Origin of the sequence: Paenibacillus cucumis (ex Kampfer et al. 2016) (assembly GCF_019748695.1) — a bacterium.
In the GTDB taxonomy this organism is placed as follows: domain Bacteria; phylum Bacillota; class Bacilli; order Paenibacillales; family Paenibacillaceae; genus Paenibacillus; species Paenibacillus polysaccharolyticus.
The window spans coordinates 342,341-358,108 of record NZ_JACLIC010000002.1; the positions used below are offsets into that span (position 1 = coordinate 342,341).

The following is a 15,768-nucleotide window of genomic DNA, read 5'->3' on the forward strand; positions in this document are numbered from 1 at the left end:
TTAACGGTTATGCCCAAGATTGATGATGTTGCCAAAAAAGCAGGAGTATCGGTTACAACCGTGTCCCGCGTATTAAATAATAGAGGATACATTAGCGAAGAAACGCGCGAAAAGGTCTATCGGGTAATGAAAGAGCTTGATTATCAACCCAACGAGATGGCCAGAGCTTTGTTTCGTAAAAAATCGAATATGATTGGTCTGATCATTCCAGATGTATCCCACCCTTTTTTCAGTGAGATGACTTATCATCTGGAGTATTATGCGGACAATTCTGGTTATAAGCTTTTATTGTGCAACTCCAATCGAGATGTTAGTAAAGAAAGCAAATATATTGATATGTTGAAAAAAAACAAGGTGGATGCCATCATTACAGGCAGTTCTGTTCTTGATGTACAGCATTACCTGAATCTGAATCTTCCGATTGTTTCATTGGATCGTGAAGTGGCCGACAACATTCCGGTCGTTTCTTCGGATAACGAGATGGGGGGCAGGCTGGCTACGCAGCTACTCCTTGATAAAAATTGCAGCCAGCCAGCCTTTCTCTATCGAGGGATTGGAGGGCCACACCATGTCGCTTTGCTGGCAAATGGCCGAGCACAAGGATATGAAGCCGTGATGCAGCATGCAGGACTTGAACCGATTCATCTGCAACTGGATGCTTCAGCCGGGGATGAGCTGGAGATTCAAGAGGAGATCATAGGCTTCCTGGAGCAGCATCCAGCCGTTGATGGTATATTTGCGAGCAGTGATGTCATCGCTGCTGAAGCTGTGCAGGCTTCTCGCCAGGCGGGAAAACGTATCCCTGAGGATATGCGAATTATCGGTTATGATGATGTGAAAATCGCTTCTCTGCTCAGTCCACGTCTGAGTAGTATACGGCAGCCAATACAGGAGATGGCTGAACGAATCATCGGCTTGGTTCTACAACAGATTCAGGGAGAAGAAATTGCTTCGGGTACAAACCTGTTCCCAGTCCAGCTGATTGAGCGGGAAACGACATAGAAGGGGTGCTTTCAAGAAAGCACTCTTCTTGTTTGCTATATATGTCAACCGGTTGATATATAAGGTGTAAGCATATCTTTGTTCATTATATTTTTTGTAATAATGTTCTTGTATATATCGATTGTTCAACTTATATCGTTCATGACTATAGCTTCATTAATTAAACATTGGATCGAGACAGGGGGATACAGAATGGATTTTATTAATAGAGTTGCACCGGAGCTAAGGGCGGGTCTGTTAGGACTTGAAGTTATACAGCTGCCTGAAGACCTGATGAGAGCACGTAAAAATGCAGATCCGAATGTATCACAAGTTGATCAGACTTCAGACGCAGTTCAAATCGTAAATGAGTATATTCAAGGATCGGATGGAAACGAACTGCAACTGCGCATTTATTCACCTGTACATGAGAATACACAAGAGAGGCCGGCACTGCTATGGATTCATGGGGGAGGAATGATTCTGGGAAGTCCAGAAGGGGATGACCAGCTCTGTACAGATTTTGCGATTCGAGCTGATTGCATCGTTGTCTCTCCGAATTATCGATTGGCACCCGAACATCCTTATCCTGCAGGACTTGAGGACTGTTATAGCACACTTCAATGGATGTCAGAAGAAGCCGAGGCACGAGGCATAGATCTGAAGCGTATAGCCGTTGGGGGAGCCAGTGCAGGAGGCGGGCTGGCGGTAGCCCTCACCCTTTTGACAAGAGATCGCAAAGGGCCTGAACTGTGCTTTCAGCTACCGCTATATCCGATGCTGGATCATCGGAATGGCACATCGTCCAGCTATGAGATGACACATCCTTCGATATGGAATCGGGCGCATAATGTAGCGGCCTGGAAGATGTATCTCGGACACCAATTTAACATTGAAGTTCCTGTATATGCTTCTCCCAGCCTTGCTACCGATCTTACAGGCCTGCCGCCTGCGTATATTTGCGTGGGTGAGCTGGATCTGTTCCGGGATGAGATCTTAGAGTATGTGTCTCGTCTGTCCAGAGCAGGAGTTAAGGTTGAATTTCACTTGTATCCCGGGTGTTATCATGCTTCAGAGCATGTTGCTCCCGAGGCAGAGAGTAGTCAGCTGATTCGAACGGAGTATATTGAGCGTTTAGCTCAGGCGTTAAAACGTTAACCGGAGAGGGCAACCTCTGATTTTTGAAAAAAGTGATCGTCTTAATGAAAGTATTGTACAGCAGATAGCCCTACAATAAAGGAGTCATGTCAGTCAGGTGACAGCTTTTTGAATGAATACCGTGATTGGTTCAGGGAGGAATCAGGATGATTGGGCTGGATGAACGGATGAAACTGGAGGATCGCTTCAATGATCTCTTGGCCATAGGGGAACTGCTAGTAGACATGATATCGAATGAATATGGTGATCATCTGGGTTCTGACGGGTATACGCGTTTTGTTGGAGGCTCCCCCTCCAACATTGCCATTAATGTCAATCGGCTGGGTATCCGTTCGCATATCGTCTCAGCTGTAGGGGAGGACGGATTCGGCACTTTTCTGCTGAATCGTCTGGGTGAAGCGGGCATGGATACTGGCGGGGTTCGGCGCGTTAATGAAGCGACAAGCATGGTTGTTGTTAGCAAAAGCAAGGGTACACCTGTCCCGATTTTCTATCGGGCGGCTGATTTTCAACTATCATTTGAGGCAACTCTCGTGGAATGGCTTCGCAATTCCAAAATCGTTCATTTCTCTTGCTGGCCGTTATCTCGCCAACCTGCCAGAGAAACCATTGAAAAGGTTATTGTTGAAGCAAGAAAGCATGGTGTATTGATCGGTTTTGATCCCAATTTCCATAAGATGATCTGGCAACCGGGAGAAGATGGTGCGGCTTATGTGCAATCGATTATTCCGCAGGTGGATTTCATTAAACCTTCCAAGGATGATGCAGATCGTCTTTTTGGTGAAGCATCTGCCGAGGAACATCTGAAACATTTTCTAGCGTTAGGGGCACGACTGGTCATTCTGACGTTAGGTGAAGAGGGAGCACTGGTTTCGAATGGCCAAGAAACAGTGGAATTTGCGACCTGTGCAACGAAGGTTGTAGATACTACAGGAGCGGGTGACGCGTTCTGGTCAGGGTTCTATACAGGTCTGGTAAAAGGTTACACAGTTCAGGAAGCCTTAAAATCGGGTTTTGCTGTAAGCGCGTACAAATTGAAGTATCACGGTGCGATTGTAGAACTGCCAGCTCTGGGGGCAATCAGAGAACAGTATGGACTGGAAGAGGGGGAGCATTTTGCTTAAAAATCAGGTTCAGTTAATTACCTATCCGGATTCGCTTGGTGGCAATCTGAGTACACTGAATCATTTGCTTCAGAACGAACTGGCTGGTCTGTTTACAGGAGGCGTGCACATTCTGCCGCCTTTTCCTTCATCAGGAGACCGTGGATTCGCTCCATTAACTTATCTGGAGATTGATCCTGCCTTCGGTACATGGGATGACATTCGATCAATAGGCGAACATACGGATATACTGGTTGATCTGATGGTTAACCATATTTCACAGCAGTCGCCTTATTTTCAGGATTTTCTGCTGAAAGGCCGATCATCCGAATATGCCGATCTCTTCTTGACTCTGGATAAGGTTTGGACGGATGGAGTGCCTGTGCAGAAGGATATTGACCAGATGTTTTTGCGTCGTGAGGTACCCTACTCTACGTTTAAAATCCATGAGAGCGGTGAAGAGGAGAAGGTATGGACAACGTTTGGCAAAACAGACCCCTCAGAGCAGATTGATCTGGATATACGTGCGGCGATCACACAGCAACTGCTGCGTTCATTTTTTGAGAACTTCAAAAGTAACAATGTCAAAATTGTGAGACTGGATGCCGTTGGCTATGTTATAAAGAAGCTGGGGACCAGTTGTTTCTTTGTTGAACCGGATATTTACGTTTTCCTTGACTGGGTGAAGTCACTAGCGGACGAACTGGAGATCGAGTTGTTGCCGGAGGTTCACGCCCATTACAGTGTACAGTACAAACTGGCCGATTTTGGCTGCTGGATTTATGATTTTATATTGCCATACCGGGTGCTGGAGACGTTAGTCAACCGCTCAAGCCGGGAATTACGTCATTATCTGGCGGACAGACCTGCCAATCAGTTCACCATGCTGGACTGTCATGACGGCATTCCGGTCAAGCCCGATCTTGATGGACTGATACGCACAGATGAGGCGCAGCGGCTGGTGGATATCTGTCTGGAGCGGGGAGCCAACCTTAGCTTGATTCTGTCAGATAAACATAAGTCAGAGGATGGTTTCAACGTGCATCAGATCAGGTGCACATATTACAGTGCTTTGAACGAGGATGATGATGCTTATCTGGCTGCGCGTGCCATTCAGTTTTTTGTACCAGGCATTCCCCAGGTCTATTATGTCGGACTGTTCGCCGGGAAGAATGATCTGGCACGGGTAGCCGAAACGGGTGAAGGTCGAGAGATTAATCGGCAGAATTACACAATGGAGGATATCGAGCAGCAGTTGGACAAAAAAGTGGTGCAGCGTCTTATGAAGTTGATCCGCTTCCGCAACAGCCATCAGGCTTTTCAGGGCGAATTCAGCGTTCTGGATTCGCCGGATAATCAGCTCTGTCTGAACTGGAAGCTGGAAGGGCAACAGTGCAGTCTGACGGTTGACCTCCAAACGTATCAATCCATGATACACTACACGGACCCGTCAGGGCATCTCGAAGCTTATCGGATCTAAACCATAACAGGAAGGAAATTGCTAAAATGGCTACAGTACAGGTGAACTTTTTCTCAAAAAGCATGCGCAGAGAGGTATCGTTTAATGCTCTGCTACCTTTAGACTTGCCTGTCATTCCGGGTCAGTCCGAAGTAGCGAACGAACAGGAGCCGCTGAAGTCTATATACCTGCTGAACGGATACTCTGGCAGCCAGTGGGACTGGATCACCTTCTCGCGTATTCGCGAGCTTGCTGACCGGCACCGGTTCGCTGTGTTTATGCCGGCAGGTGAAAATCATTTTTATCTGGATGATGAAGATAAGGGTGATCTTTACGGCCAATATGTAGGCAAGGAATTGGTAGAATTCACACGCAGGTTATTTCCTCTCTCTATGCGCCGTGAGGACACATATATCGGCGGATTGTCGATGGGAGGGTATGGTGCGATCCGGAATGGTCTGAAATATGCGGAGCATTTCGGTGGCATCATTGCACTCTCCTCGGCGATTTTGCCATACAAAATAGCGAATGCGCAGCCGGGTTACTCTGACGGAGTAGCGGATTATAAATACTTCAGCCGGGTTTTCGGGGATCTGAGCCAGCTGCAAGGTAGTGATAAAGATCCGGAAGCTTTGGTGATGCGGTTAAAGAAAAAGGGCGCGTCGATCCCTGACATTTATATGGCCTGCGGCACCGAGGACTTTTTATTGGATGTGAATCAACGTTTTCGGGATTTCCTGCAACGTGAGCATGTTCCTGTGACCTACACGGAGAGTCCGGGGGTGCATGACTGGGATTTTTGGAATGTCTATATCGCTCTTGCACTGGAATGGGCAGGACAGGGCAGACGGCCTAACGAATAAGCAATTATCATAGATCTGTACCAAGCCTCTGGGGGTCGTGTGTCATCAGCGACTGTTCAGGGGCTGGTTGATTATCCGGTCAAGCACGGAAGACAAGAGAAGAGGGAACGCATGAAGAGAAAACACTTATTCCGTAACAGAAGCATCGTATTCAGACTGTACACCCAGATCACGGTTATTTTGGTTATTCTCTTCGCAGCTCTTCTTTTGAGCAACATTTATTCGCTCCAAGTGGTTCAGAATCACATCGTTAGCAATTCGGAACACACACTGGCGATCTACACGGAATCTATTCATAATAACCTGGATATCTACGCCAAAGACCTGATGGAGGTATTCGAGAATCAAGCCGATTTCGCCAGGGACTATGGGGAGCAATATATACGTTCTGGTCACGAAGGGGACTACTTTAAAGAAATGCGGCTGATCAACGCGCTCAAGTCCAAAATGACGAATAATTATGCCAGCGATGGCATGTTTGTTCAAATTGCACGTGATGAAAGACTGCTGACCTTGTTTGGCAATCGGATCAATTCCTCGAATAAACTGGCTTTATCCGACTTTTTGAAGCACCAGAACTGGCGGGACATTCAGATACAGGATCATAAGGAAGGTCAGTGGAGCATTGTACAAGTGAACGACGTATTTTATTTGTTCAAATGTATCACGTACGGGGAAGTGAGCTTTGGGACGTTTGTTCAGGCTGATCATTTACTTTCACGCACAAGTCGGGAAGCAGATTCAGCCAGCCAATTTATGTTAAGTGGTCAAGATGGTCGTATTCTGACAACGGTCAGTGGAAATGTCATGACAATAACAAAGGATTTGGCAGCGACCGAGCAGGAGCTGGGTAGTCGTTACCTTTTTGTGAGCAAACCGATTGCCGAATTCGGTCATATGACCAATATCGTTGCGAAACAAAGTGTATTTTCCGGACTGAAATTAATTCAATGGCTGATCATCGTGCTGGGTGTCGTCTCCATGGTCGTCGTGCCGCTTGTCATGAGATTTATCACCAAGGAGATGCTTCGTCCGATCCTGGAATTGGTCCGAGCTGCCAAAGAAGTTGAAAAAGGACAGACGTTATTCCCTCCTCCTTCCAGAGAGTATTCGCTTGAATTTATGAAACTGTTCCATGCATTCCAATCGATGGTTCATGAGATTACACATCTGAAGATTCAATCCTATGAAGAGAAAATTGAGAAGAGCCGCGCAGAGTTGAAAGTGTTACAGATGCAGATCAGACCTCATTTTTATCTGAATGCCATATCTACCATCTCCAGTCTCACCTATCAAAACCGGAATGAAGAAATTCGGCGTATGATCCAGATGTTATCCCAGCATCTCCGTTATATGTTCAAGGCGGAACAGATGCTTGTCAGCATTGATGAAGAGATGGGGCATGTTGAAAATTACATTCGTATGCAGGAAATTCGCTACCCGGATCAGATCTTTTATATGACGGACCTGGAAGCGGCAGCGGGTGATATTCGTATTCCGCAACTGTTGATTCAGACATTTGTGGAAAATTGCTTCAAACATGCCCTTACGTATGGAGAAATGTTATCTATTTTTATCCGGGTACACATGGAGCGGACAGCAGATGATGGGGCTTATGTTCAGATCGTGATTGAGGACAACGGTGAAGGATTCCCGCAAGCGTGGCTTCAACAATTCCAAACATCCATAAGGGCAGGGGATGAAGGTGAGCACGTAGGCATCGCAAATATTCATAAAACATTGCAGTTATTATACAAACAGGATAATTTGCTGGTGCTGTCGAGCGGAGGGGAATCTTCAGGAGCCAAAATCGAAATACGGATACCTGTTTCAAACGAAACGATTCCGGTGTCCATTTCTGAGTCTAGCATTAGAGTGGGGGAAAATTGATGAAGTGCATGTTGATTGACGACGATATCCCTACGGTTCAGGTGTTAACAGAACTTATCCCTTGGACAGCATATGGTTTTAACGAAGTATCACAGGCTCACTGTGTTCAGGATGCACAGACGTTGTTTGACGCAGGTATTCCCGATTTGGTCATTTGTGACATTGAGATGCCGAGAGGTTCCGGAATTGAGATGATTCAGTGGATCAGGGAACAAGGATATGACTGTGCATTTATATTTTTTACGTGTCACGAGAGTTTTGACTTTGCTTCCACTGCGATTTCATTTAATGCGGACTCTTATCTGCTCAAACCCTTGAATCAGGAGAAGCTTGAGGCAGCTGTCATGAAGGCGGTGGGTGGATTGAAGTGGAGAAGGCAGATGGGAGAGTATCAGAAATTCGGCATGGCGTGGCTGAAAAATAAAGGACTGGTCGAGGCCAGCTTCTGGACCGATATTCTGATGGCTACCATCTCGCCCCGGCTCGATCTGATTCAGGGGGAGATTCTTAAACGGGAGCTGACGATCAAGACAGAGCAGTCGTATGTGCTGGTGCTTGCAAGTGTATTTTTATCCGAGATCGATGAAAAATGGAATGAAAGTACGTTTCGATATGCATTTGCCAATCTCAGTTCCGAAATTATGCTGTTGCGACTTGAGTATGACCGGATTGTTTCTTATCAGAAAAATAGCATGTTGTATGTTGCTGTTATTTTGGACGAAGATGATACTAGCCAGGTTCAACTAGAAGAACGAGCTGCATTGCTGATTCAATTGATGAATGAATACTTGAAATGTATGGGAACCTGTTATATTAGCGAGGCGAAACCGATTAACGAGCTGTCTGGTGTAAAGACAGAACTGGAACGCATGGATCATTCAAATGTGATGTTTCGAGGCAAAGTTCATGGACAGCATACCGTATTTCAACGAGAACAACCGGAACGATACGATCTGGATACAGAGTTGTATACCAGCTTGTTTATCGAGCGGGAGAAAGCCCAGATTGTGAACCGGCTGAAAAAAGATTTGGAACAACTCGTTGCCAAAAACCAGCTGCATGCTGAAACGTTGCAAGTGATACGTGAGGATTTCCTTCAAGTGGTTTATGCGATTTTGGCTAAGAAAAACGTACAGGCACATCAGCTGTTTACGGATCAGCTTGCGCAGCAGTTGTATGTTAAATCGGAGCACAGCCTTTTTGATTTTATGAAATGGGCTCACCTTGTCACAGAACGTACAGTCGAAACGATTAAGGAAAGTCAACGTTCGGAAGGTATTGTCGATAAAGCGATGCGTTATATACACGACAACTACACCAAGGATCTAAATCGTGATGAAGTGGCTGCTAGTGTATTTCTAACGCCGGACTATCTTGCGAAGGTATTCAAACAAGAAACGGGACTAACGATGAAGGAATATCTGAATGACTATCGAATTAAAGCGGCAAAACTTATGTTAATTGAAAGCCGCCTGAGTATCGGACAGATTGCGATGGAAACCGGATACGAAACTATTTCATACTTTTCTACCGTTTTCAAAAAGCTTACAGGAGAAACGCCCAACGCCTACAGATCCAGACAAAGTTATGACCGGGAGAAGAATGGAGTTTAACGTTTGGAATTCAGGGACATTTGCCCATAATGTACGACTCTGCTTCATTTTGAAGCAGGGTTTTTGTTTTAACTGAACTGATGCAAAATTTAAACCGTTTTTACGAAAAAACAGACCGTTTTTGTTAAAGCTGTAATCACTCCAATTTTATAAAATGAAAACGAATACAAGCACGACATAAGGAGGTCATGAAGCAAGATGAAAACAAAGAGATTATGGGGTTCCCTGCTGTCACTGGTGCTTTGCGGTTCTCTTCTGGCGGGATGTGGGACGGAATCTTCATCTTCAAGTGCGCAAGAGGGGAGCGGTTCACAGAAGGTGGACAAAGTGGTGTTCGCCATGCCTTCATTTAACCGTATTCCCGATGATATCAGTAAAGTTACAGCCGCAATCAATGCCATTACCGTTCCGAAAATCGGGGTTGAGGTGGATTTCAGACTATATGGTCCGGCTGATTATGCTCAAAAAGTAAATCTTGCACTACAAAGTGGTGAGCAAATGGATGTGTTCACAACGTTGGGGCAATTCACGAACTATGCATCCAAAAACCAGTTATACCCACTGGAGGAACTATTGCCGCAATATGGTAAAGAGTTGACGCAGATTTTGGAAAAGGACTTTGGTCCGAATCTGCTTGAAGCAACCACGATGGACGGACATATTTACGGTGTTCCGGTAAATAAAGGCATGTCGCTGCCAACCAACATCGTATACAATGCCGACATGCTGAAGGAATCCGGTCTTACAGCGGATCAAATGACGTCACTGGATGATCTGCCGGCTGTATTTGAGGCAGTCAAACAAAAACATCCAGACGTGATTCCCTTCGGTCCAGTCAATGTGAATCCAAGTGATACCAATCTCGTTCTGGCGCTTAAAGGGATGCACAAGATCGATTTCCTGTCAGATACAACCGGTATTGGTGTGGTTGTAGGTAATGACGGAAAAGTTCAAAATTTCTATGACACAGATGCATTCAAACAGGGCACCAAGATGATGAGAAATTGGTTTGAAAAAGGGTTTCTAGAGAAAGATGCCGCGACGACATCCATTTCTTTCTCCGATACGATTGCTTCAGGGCGCGGTTTTTCCTTCCTGGGCGGATACAGCGGGATGGAAGCAGCTAAAGCGCTGAGTGCACAAACGGGCAAAAACCTCGAAATGAAACGTCTGGTGCCGTACTACTTTGATACCGGTGCAGTTAATCTGGTGAGCTGGATGGTGTCCAGTACAACCAAGGTTCCCGAAGGCTCCGTCAAGTTTCTGAACATGTTGTATACTGATCAGCAGTTGATTAATACGATTCTGTACGGTATTGAAGGAGAGGACTATGTCAAAGTAGATGAGCATCATGTGAAGTTCCCGGATGGCATGGATGCATCTACCGTTCCGTATACAGCGATGCTGAGCACGGGGATTGTAGGCTCGGAATCATTGCAATACCAGCTGGAGGGCGTTAATTGGTCGGATGTGGAGTTGAAACTGAAGGAGAACAAGGAGACAGAGCGCTCACCGTACTTCGGATTTATCTTTGATCCGAGTGAAGTGAAGACACAAATGAGTGCTGTTACCAATGTGGTCAATCAATTTTTACCTGCGCTTGTAACGGGTGTTCTTGATCCTGATGCGACGATTCCTCAATTCGTAAAAGCATTAAATGATGCGGGAGCTTCGGATATTATTGCGAGCAAACAGAAACAGCTGGATGAGTGGATCGCGCAGCAGAAGAAATAAAACGTGGATAAACGTTTAATGTGGGGCGCTGTATAGCTAAGAAGCATTGCAGCGCTTTGCATTAAGGATGAGAATGGAGCGATGACTGTGAAAACCAAATCCGGAGGGCTCAGAAAAACATTGCCGCTACTGCTGCTCGCTGCTCCTGGTCTGTTATATTTTCTAATCAACAATTATTTGCCAATGACCGGTATCTTTATCGCGTTCAAAGATGTGAACTATGCCAAGGGCATATTCGGAAGTGATTGGGTAGGCTTTGATAATTTCAAATTTTTATTTCAGACGAGTGATGCCTGGATTATGACTCGCAACACTTTGTTATACAATTTGGCGTTTATCGTACTGGGGACGATGCTGTCGATCTTGATTGCAATTCTAATGTCGGAATTGTTAAAAAGCGTTTGGTCTAAGCTGTTCCAGTCGGGACTTGTTTTACCTAACCTGATTTCGATGGTGGTTCTGTCCTATATCGTGTTTGCCTTCCTGAATGCAGACAGCGGTTTTATTAACAATTCAATATTGAAACCCCTTGGTATTCCAGAGATTAACTGGTATTCCGAGGCCAAGTATTGGCCCTATCTGCTCGTGTTTATACAATTGTGGAAAACAGCCGGCTACGGTTCCATTGTGTATATCGCCTTTATCTCCGGGATTGACAAAAGTATCTATGAAGCGGCCAAGATCGACGGGGCGGGCAAACTCAAGCAGATTCGCATGATTACGCTACCTTTATTGAAGCCAACCATTATTATACTGACCCTGATGTCCATTGGGCGCATATTCAACTCCGACTTCGGCTTGTTCTATCAGGTGCCTATGAATGCCGGAGCGCTGTACAGCACAACGCAGACCATTGATACGTATGTGTACCGGGCGCTAATGCAGGTCAATGATATTGGGATGTCAGCCGCTGCTGGCTTGTATCAATCGGTTGTGGGATTCATTTTGGTCATGGCTGCGAATGCAATTGTCAAAAAGGTAAATCCTGAAAATGCATTATTTTAGGGGGAAACACGAGTGATACAAACTAAAGGTGAACGCGCTTTTCATGTGTTTTCCATCGTCGCTATGGTTATGTTTACGTTACTGGCATTTCTACCATTTATGCTGATCATCATGGCATCCTTTACGGAAGAGTCCTCGTTAATTCGTAACGGTTACAGTTTCTTTCCTGAAAAAATGAGCGTGGATGCTTATGTATACATGTGGTCTTCTGCTTCTACATTTGTGCGGGCGTACGGTGTATCTTTTCTTGTTACTACATTGGGAACGGCACTTGGGTTGTTAATTACAAGCATGCTGGCTTACCCGATGTCGCGCCAGGATTTCAAATATCGCAATGTGCTGGCGTTCATTGTATTTTTCACGATGCTGTTCAGCGGAGGAATTGTACCTTCCTACATTCTGTGGACGAAATACTTTCAGATCAAAGATACACTGGCCGCCCTGATTATCCCGAATCTATTAACGAATGGATTTTATGTACTGCTTATTCGAAATTTTTATAAAAATAATGTACCTGTTGAACTGATCGAATCGGCTCAGATTGATGGAGCTTCAGAGCTCCGTATTTTCTACCGTATGATGTTACCTCTGTCTGTACCCGTACTGGCAACAGTCGGACTGTTTATGGGACTGGCGTATTGGAATGACTGGATTAACGCCCTTTATTTTATTACGAAGCCCCAGTACTATGGAATACAAAACATGCTGATTCGTCTGATGAATAACATTCAGTTTCTCAAGTCAGGTCAGGCCAGCAGTATGCTTGGGGCCAATGCTGCTGATCTGCCAAGTACGGCAGTCCGCATGGCGATGGCGATTATCGGTATATTGCCTATTCTGGTCGTATTTCCTTTCCTTCAGAAGTACCTGACCAAAGGTATCATTGTGGGTGCAGTTAAAGGTTGATAACCATTTTAAAATGTAGGGGGAATCCACGTGAATGTACAGCAAGTGATGGAGACGGTTATGCAGGATTCCTGTGGAGATCAGCGTCTATCACCAACGGGCGATGTTCTTGTTACAGGAGAAGCGGACACTGTAGTGACAGGCATTGTGACGACGTATATGGCAACGGTCGAGGTTATTCGGCAGGCTCATGCAGCAGGAGCTAATCTGATTATTACACATGAGCCTACCTTTTATACCGGGGCAGATCAGCTCGACTGGATACAGCAAGATCCGGTATATGAAGCCAAGCGCAAGCTTATTGAGGATTACGGCATGGCGATCTGGAGATATCACGATTATATGCACATGGCGAAGCCGGATCGAATCTATACCGGTCTGATTCGAGAGCTGGGCTGGGAGCCAAATCAGGTTGATTATGCTTTTCCGTGGATTTATGAGATTGAACCCATGCAGCTTCGCGATCTGGCCGAAGAGTTAAAGGAAAAGCTAATGATAAATGTATTGCAGGTCGTGGGCAGCCAGGATATGACATGTTCCCGTATCGGAATCCTTGTTGGAGGCGGAAGCCTCGGATTAGGCAAAGAATCGATGCCGATGGAACTCATGAAAGAGCAACAACTGGACGTCATGATCTGCGGCGAGATTACGGAATGGACGTTGTGTGCATATGTTAATGATGCATCAATGCTTGGGTTAAACAAGGCTATGTTAGTCATTGGTCATGAACGAAGCGAAGAATGGGGAATGAAACATATGGCGGAATGGTTACAGCTGCTCGTTGGGGATATTCCGGTTCATTTTATCGATGCAAAAGAACCGTTCCTATATGTGTAACACAATCAACAACATTCAGATGTTCCTAGAATGAATTGGGAAAGGGAGCTTACATAGAACTGCGTCTGAAATCAAACAATGAGAACACCACGTTTGAAGGAGGCTGCAGGATATGATACGAAATCAAGCGAAACAGGGATATTCGGTTAAAATGAGGTTTCAAATGCGGATCTTCCTGTGTTTCATCATAGCTATTATTGGAGCAGGAGGAACTGGGGTTTCTGCTAGACCAGCCATGTTACCGGAGCCGGCTTCATCATCATCTCAGTTCAATCGAATGGCCATCATTATCGATGATGTGGGCAACGATATGAAGGGTACGAAGGAGATTCTTGATATGCCTGTGAAGCTGACTGTAGCTGTGATGCCTTTTTTGAAAACGACGAAGAAGGATGCGATTGCTGCACATGAGAAAGGCATGGATGTAATTGTGCATATGCCGATGGAACCCAAGAAAGGCAAGCCGGAGTGGCTTGGGCCAGGGGCAATCACATCCAATCTGACAGATGAGCAGGTTCGTGAACGGGTTGAAAAGGCAATTGATGATGTGCCTTATGCCATCGGCATGAACAACCATATGGGTTCTAAAATCACATCGGATAAACGCATCATGTCCATTGTGCTGGATGTATGCCTGGAACGCGGCCTCTTCTTTGTGGATAGCCGTACAAATTTTCGTTCCGTGGTTGGCGATCTTGCCATAGCCAAAAATATGCCGCCTGTGGGCAATGACATTTTTTTGGATGATCAAAATTCAAAGGCACATATTCGCAAGCAACTTGATTTGGCTGCTCAGCGAGCAGTTGAGAAGAAAAGCTGTGTTGTCATTGGTCATGTCGGTCATACAGGCATGAATACTTCGGCAGTGATACGGGAGTCGGTCTCCCGCCTGCAGAATCAAGTTCAGTTTGTAGGAATCGGTGATATGGTAAGGGATGTATGGCACTGGCAGGTTGCACCTACACTACCGACAGATAATAAATAATACCATCCGCAATCGACTGGGCAATTCGCTTTTGCTCTGCCGGGTCACTGATTCTGGCCCGGTCGGCTGGATTGCTTAAAAACCCGGTCTCCACAATGACTGCCGGATGTTTCACATAATTTAGCATGTAAAACGGTTTGCCCCAGACCACTTCACGGTGTGTACCGCACAATTGGTTCATGGCATCCTGGATCGATTGTGCCAGCAGATAACTGCGTCCCTCTTTCTGATGAAGCACTACCGGACCGTGCGTAGCTGAACGAGGGCTCCAGTTCGCATGAATGCTAACGACGATATCGGTGCTGACTTCCTCACTAAGGCTTTTGCGCTGTGCGAGATCCCTGATGTGACGTGAGCGACTGTTTAACCAACGGTTCTCATCACTAAGTGCGTAATCACCTAGACGGTTAATGATGACGGTGTAACCTTTGCCGCGAAGCAGTAAGTATATCTTTTGACTGATCGCTAAATTAATGTCTTTTTCCAGAACACCTGCTTCGGATGTTCCTCCGTCAATACCTCCGTGGCCAACATCCAGCAGGATAACGGGTGCCGCAAAAGCATGATGACTTGAATGATAGGAATCGCTATCGGTAATTGGCATGATCGACGGCCGATAGGCAGATGGATCGTGACGAGTCAGTGTAGAAGCAGAGGAGAAACCGGTCATAGAATAAACACTAATCAGCAGGGCTATAGAAGTTGTCAGAAGTAGCTTAAACATCGAATTATACACTCCTTCAAAATATAAGTGTTGAAGCGAAAAAGGCAGGATGGATACCTTTGGCATTAGACTGTGCATTTTAGATCATTTCATACGCTATTTGCACAAAAAAATGTTTAGTTCAATCACGTCTTGCGCACAATAGGGATAACGTTAGATCACGGATGTGCGGAAGAAGAGGAGGCTGCTTTATGGCTAAAAGTGATGAACTGGTTAAATATATTACGCAACGTGTTGTACATTACATCGACACGCCGAAGGATGAGCGAAAGGAACGGAGAGCACAAAGCAGAAGGAGAGAGCCCTGGTCCATGAAATGGTTTGGCATGATTCCATTTGCGGTATCCTTATGGGTAGACAAGAAGAAACGAAGATCAAAGAAGAGTTGAACCGCTTCCTTAAAAAAGATGAACACGAGTGCCAATTCAAGAAGACGCAATCCTGTATTAGGATGCGTCTTTTTATGAGTCATTTTGAGTTGACGGATTGTCAAGCCAAGTGCGACAGTTC

At 45.6% G+C, this 15,768-nt stretch carries 14 protein-coding genes; 13 read left to right on the forward strand and 1 reads right to left on the reverse strand.

The window, feature by feature from the left end:
- Positions 1–9 precede the first annotated feature (9 nt).
- From H7T88_RS01495 to H7T88_RS01550, 12 genes are all read left to right on the forward strand, one after another.
- A complete protein-coding gene (locus H7T88_RS01495) occupies positions 10–1,002 on the forward strand; it encodes a LacI family DNA-binding transcriptional regulator (RefSeq protein ID WP_221786535.1) in 993 nt (330 codons plus the stop codon).
- A 192-nt stretch (positions 1,003–1,194) separates the two neighbouring features.
- Positions 1,195–2,139 (forward strand): alpha/beta hydrolase, encoded by a 945-nt coding sequence (locus H7T88_RS01500; RefSeq protein WP_221786536.1) that lies wholly within the window; start codon positions 1,195–1,197, stop codon positions 2,137–2,139.
- 146 nt (positions 2,140–2,285) lie between these two features.
- Entirely contained in the window at positions 2,286–3,263 is a 978-nt protein-coding gene (locus tag H7T88_RS01505; protein WP_221786537.1) for a carbohydrate kinase family protein, read from the forward strand.
- On the forward strand, positions 3,253–4,722 hold the full coding sequence (gene gtfA / locus H7T88_RS01510) for a sucrose phosphorylase (protein WP_154960128.1): 1,470 nt from the start codon (positions 3,253–3,255) through the stop codon (positions 4,720–4,722). Before H7T88_RS01505 ends, gtfA begins: the two co-directional genes overlap by 11 nt.
- 26 nt (positions 4,723–4,748) lie before the next feature.
- Complete coding sequence (locus H7T88_RS01515; protein ID WP_221786538.1) at positions 4,749–5,564, forward strand: alpha/beta hydrolase; 816 nt, start codon at positions 4,749–4,751, stop codon at positions 5,562–5,564.
- A gap of 111 nt (positions 5,565–5,675) precedes the next feature.
- Positions 5,676–7,454, forward strand: a complete 1,779-nt coding sequence (locus H7T88_RS01520) for a sensor histidine kinase (protein WP_260510643.1) — start codon at positions 5,676–5,678, stop codon at positions 7,452–7,454.
- Entirely contained in the window at positions 7,454–9,067 is a 1,614-nt protein-coding gene (locus H7T88_RS01525) for a helix-turn-helix domain-containing protein (RefSeq protein WP_154960082.1), read from the forward strand. Before H7T88_RS01520 ends, H7T88_RS01525 begins: the two co-directional genes overlap by 1 nt.
- Before the next feature lie 198 nt (positions 9,068–9,265).
- On the forward strand, positions 9,266–10,801 hold the full coding sequence (locus H7T88_RS01530) for an ABC transporter substrate-binding protein (protein WP_221786539.1): 1,536 nt from the start codon (positions 9,266–9,268) through the stop codon (positions 10,799–10,801).
- Positions 10,802–10,882: 81 nt separating this feature from the next.
- The gene (locus H7T88_RS01535) at positions 10,883–11,806 is read left to right on the forward strand and encodes an ABC transporter permease (RefSeq protein ID WP_221786540.1); all 924 of its coding nucleotides are present in this window, start codon (positions 10,883–10,885) and stop codon (positions 11,804–11,806) included.
- Between the two features lie 12 nt (positions 11,807–11,818).
- Entirely contained in the window at positions 11,819–12,712 is an 894-nt protein-coding gene (locus H7T88_RS01540; RefSeq protein ID WP_154886526.1) for a carbohydrate ABC transporter permease, read from the forward strand.
- A 30-nt stretch (positions 12,713–12,742) separates the two neighbouring features.
- Positions 12,743–13,549 carry a Nif3-like dinuclear metal center hexameric protein gene (locus tag H7T88_RS01545; RefSeq protein WP_221786541.1) on the forward strand — a complete coding sequence of 269 codons (807 nt, stop codon included), beginning with the start codon at positions 12,743–12,745 and terminating at the stop codon, positions 13,547–13,549.
- Between the two features lie 112 nt (positions 13,550–13,661).
- Entirely contained in the window at positions 13,662–14,534 is an 873-nt protein-coding gene (locus tag H7T88_RS01550) for a divergent polysaccharide deacetylase family protein (RefSeq protein WP_253495608.1), read from the forward strand.
- Here H7T88_RS01550 and H7T88_RS01555 read toward each other — a convergent pair.
- Positions 14,509–15,258: an N-acetylmuramoyl-L-alanine amidase family protein gene (locus H7T88_RS01555; protein WP_221786542.1), complete on the reverse strand. Its 750-nt coding sequence runs from the start codon at positions 15,256–15,258 to the stop codon at positions 14,509–14,511. The genes H7T88_RS01550 and H7T88_RS01555 overlap by 26 nt on opposite strands.
- A gap of 191 nt (positions 15,259–15,449) precedes the next feature.
- On the opposite strand from H7T88_RS01555, the gene H7T88_RS01560 reads away from it, so the two are divergent.
- Entirely contained in the window at positions 15,450–15,647 is a 198-nt protein-coding gene (locus H7T88_RS01560; RefSeq protein WP_221786543.1) for a YqzE family protein, read from the forward strand.
- The last annotated feature ends 121 nt before the right edge of the window (positions 15,648–15,768 follow it).

Excerpts from the sequence above, each read along its gene's own strand:
- H7T88_RS01495 (WP_221786535.1), top strand. The coding sequence starts at position 10 with ATGCCCAAGATTGATGATGTTGCCAAAAAAGCAGGAGTATCGGTTACA.
- H7T88_RS01500 (WP_221786536.1), top strand. The coding sequence starts at position 1,195 with ATGGATTTTATTAATAGAGTTGCACCGGAGCTAAGGGCGGGTCTGTTA.
- H7T88_RS01505 (WP_221786537.1), top strand. The coding sequence starts at position 2,286 with ATGATTGGGCTGGATGAACGGATGAAACTGGAGGATCGCTTCAATGAT.
- H7T88_RS01515 (WP_221786538.1), top strand. The coding sequence starts at position 4,749 with ATGGCTACAGTACAGGTGAACTTTTTCTCAAAAAGCATGCGCAGAGAG.
- H7T88_RS01520 (WP_260510643.1), top strand. The coding sequence starts at position 5,676 with ATGAAGAGAAAACACTTATTCCGTAACAGAAGCATCGTATTCAGACTG.
- H7T88_RS01525 (WP_154960082.1), top strand. The coding sequence starts at position 7,454 with ATGAAGTGCATGTTGATTGACGACGATATCCCTACGGTTCAGGTGTTA.
- H7T88_RS01530 (WP_221786539.1), top strand. The coding sequence starts at position 9,266 with ATGAAAACAAAGAGATTATGGGGTTCCCTGCTGTCACTGGTGCTTTGC.
- H7T88_RS01535 (WP_221786540.1), top strand. The coding sequence starts at position 10,883 with ATGACTGTGAAAACCAAATCCGGAGGGCTCAGAAAAACATTGCCGCTA.
- H7T88_RS01550 (WP_253495608.1), top strand. The coding sequence starts at position 13,662 with ATGATACGAAATCAAGCGAAACAGGGATATTCGGTTAAAATGAGGTTT.
- H7T88_RS01555 (WP_221786542.1), bottom strand. The coding sequence starts at position 15,258 with ATGTTTAAGCTACTTCTGACAACTTCTATAGCCCTGCTGATTAGTGTT.
- H7T88_RS01560 (WP_221786543.1), top strand. The coding sequence starts at position 15,450 with ATGGCTAAAAGTGATGAACTGGTTAAATATATTACGCAACGTGTTGTA.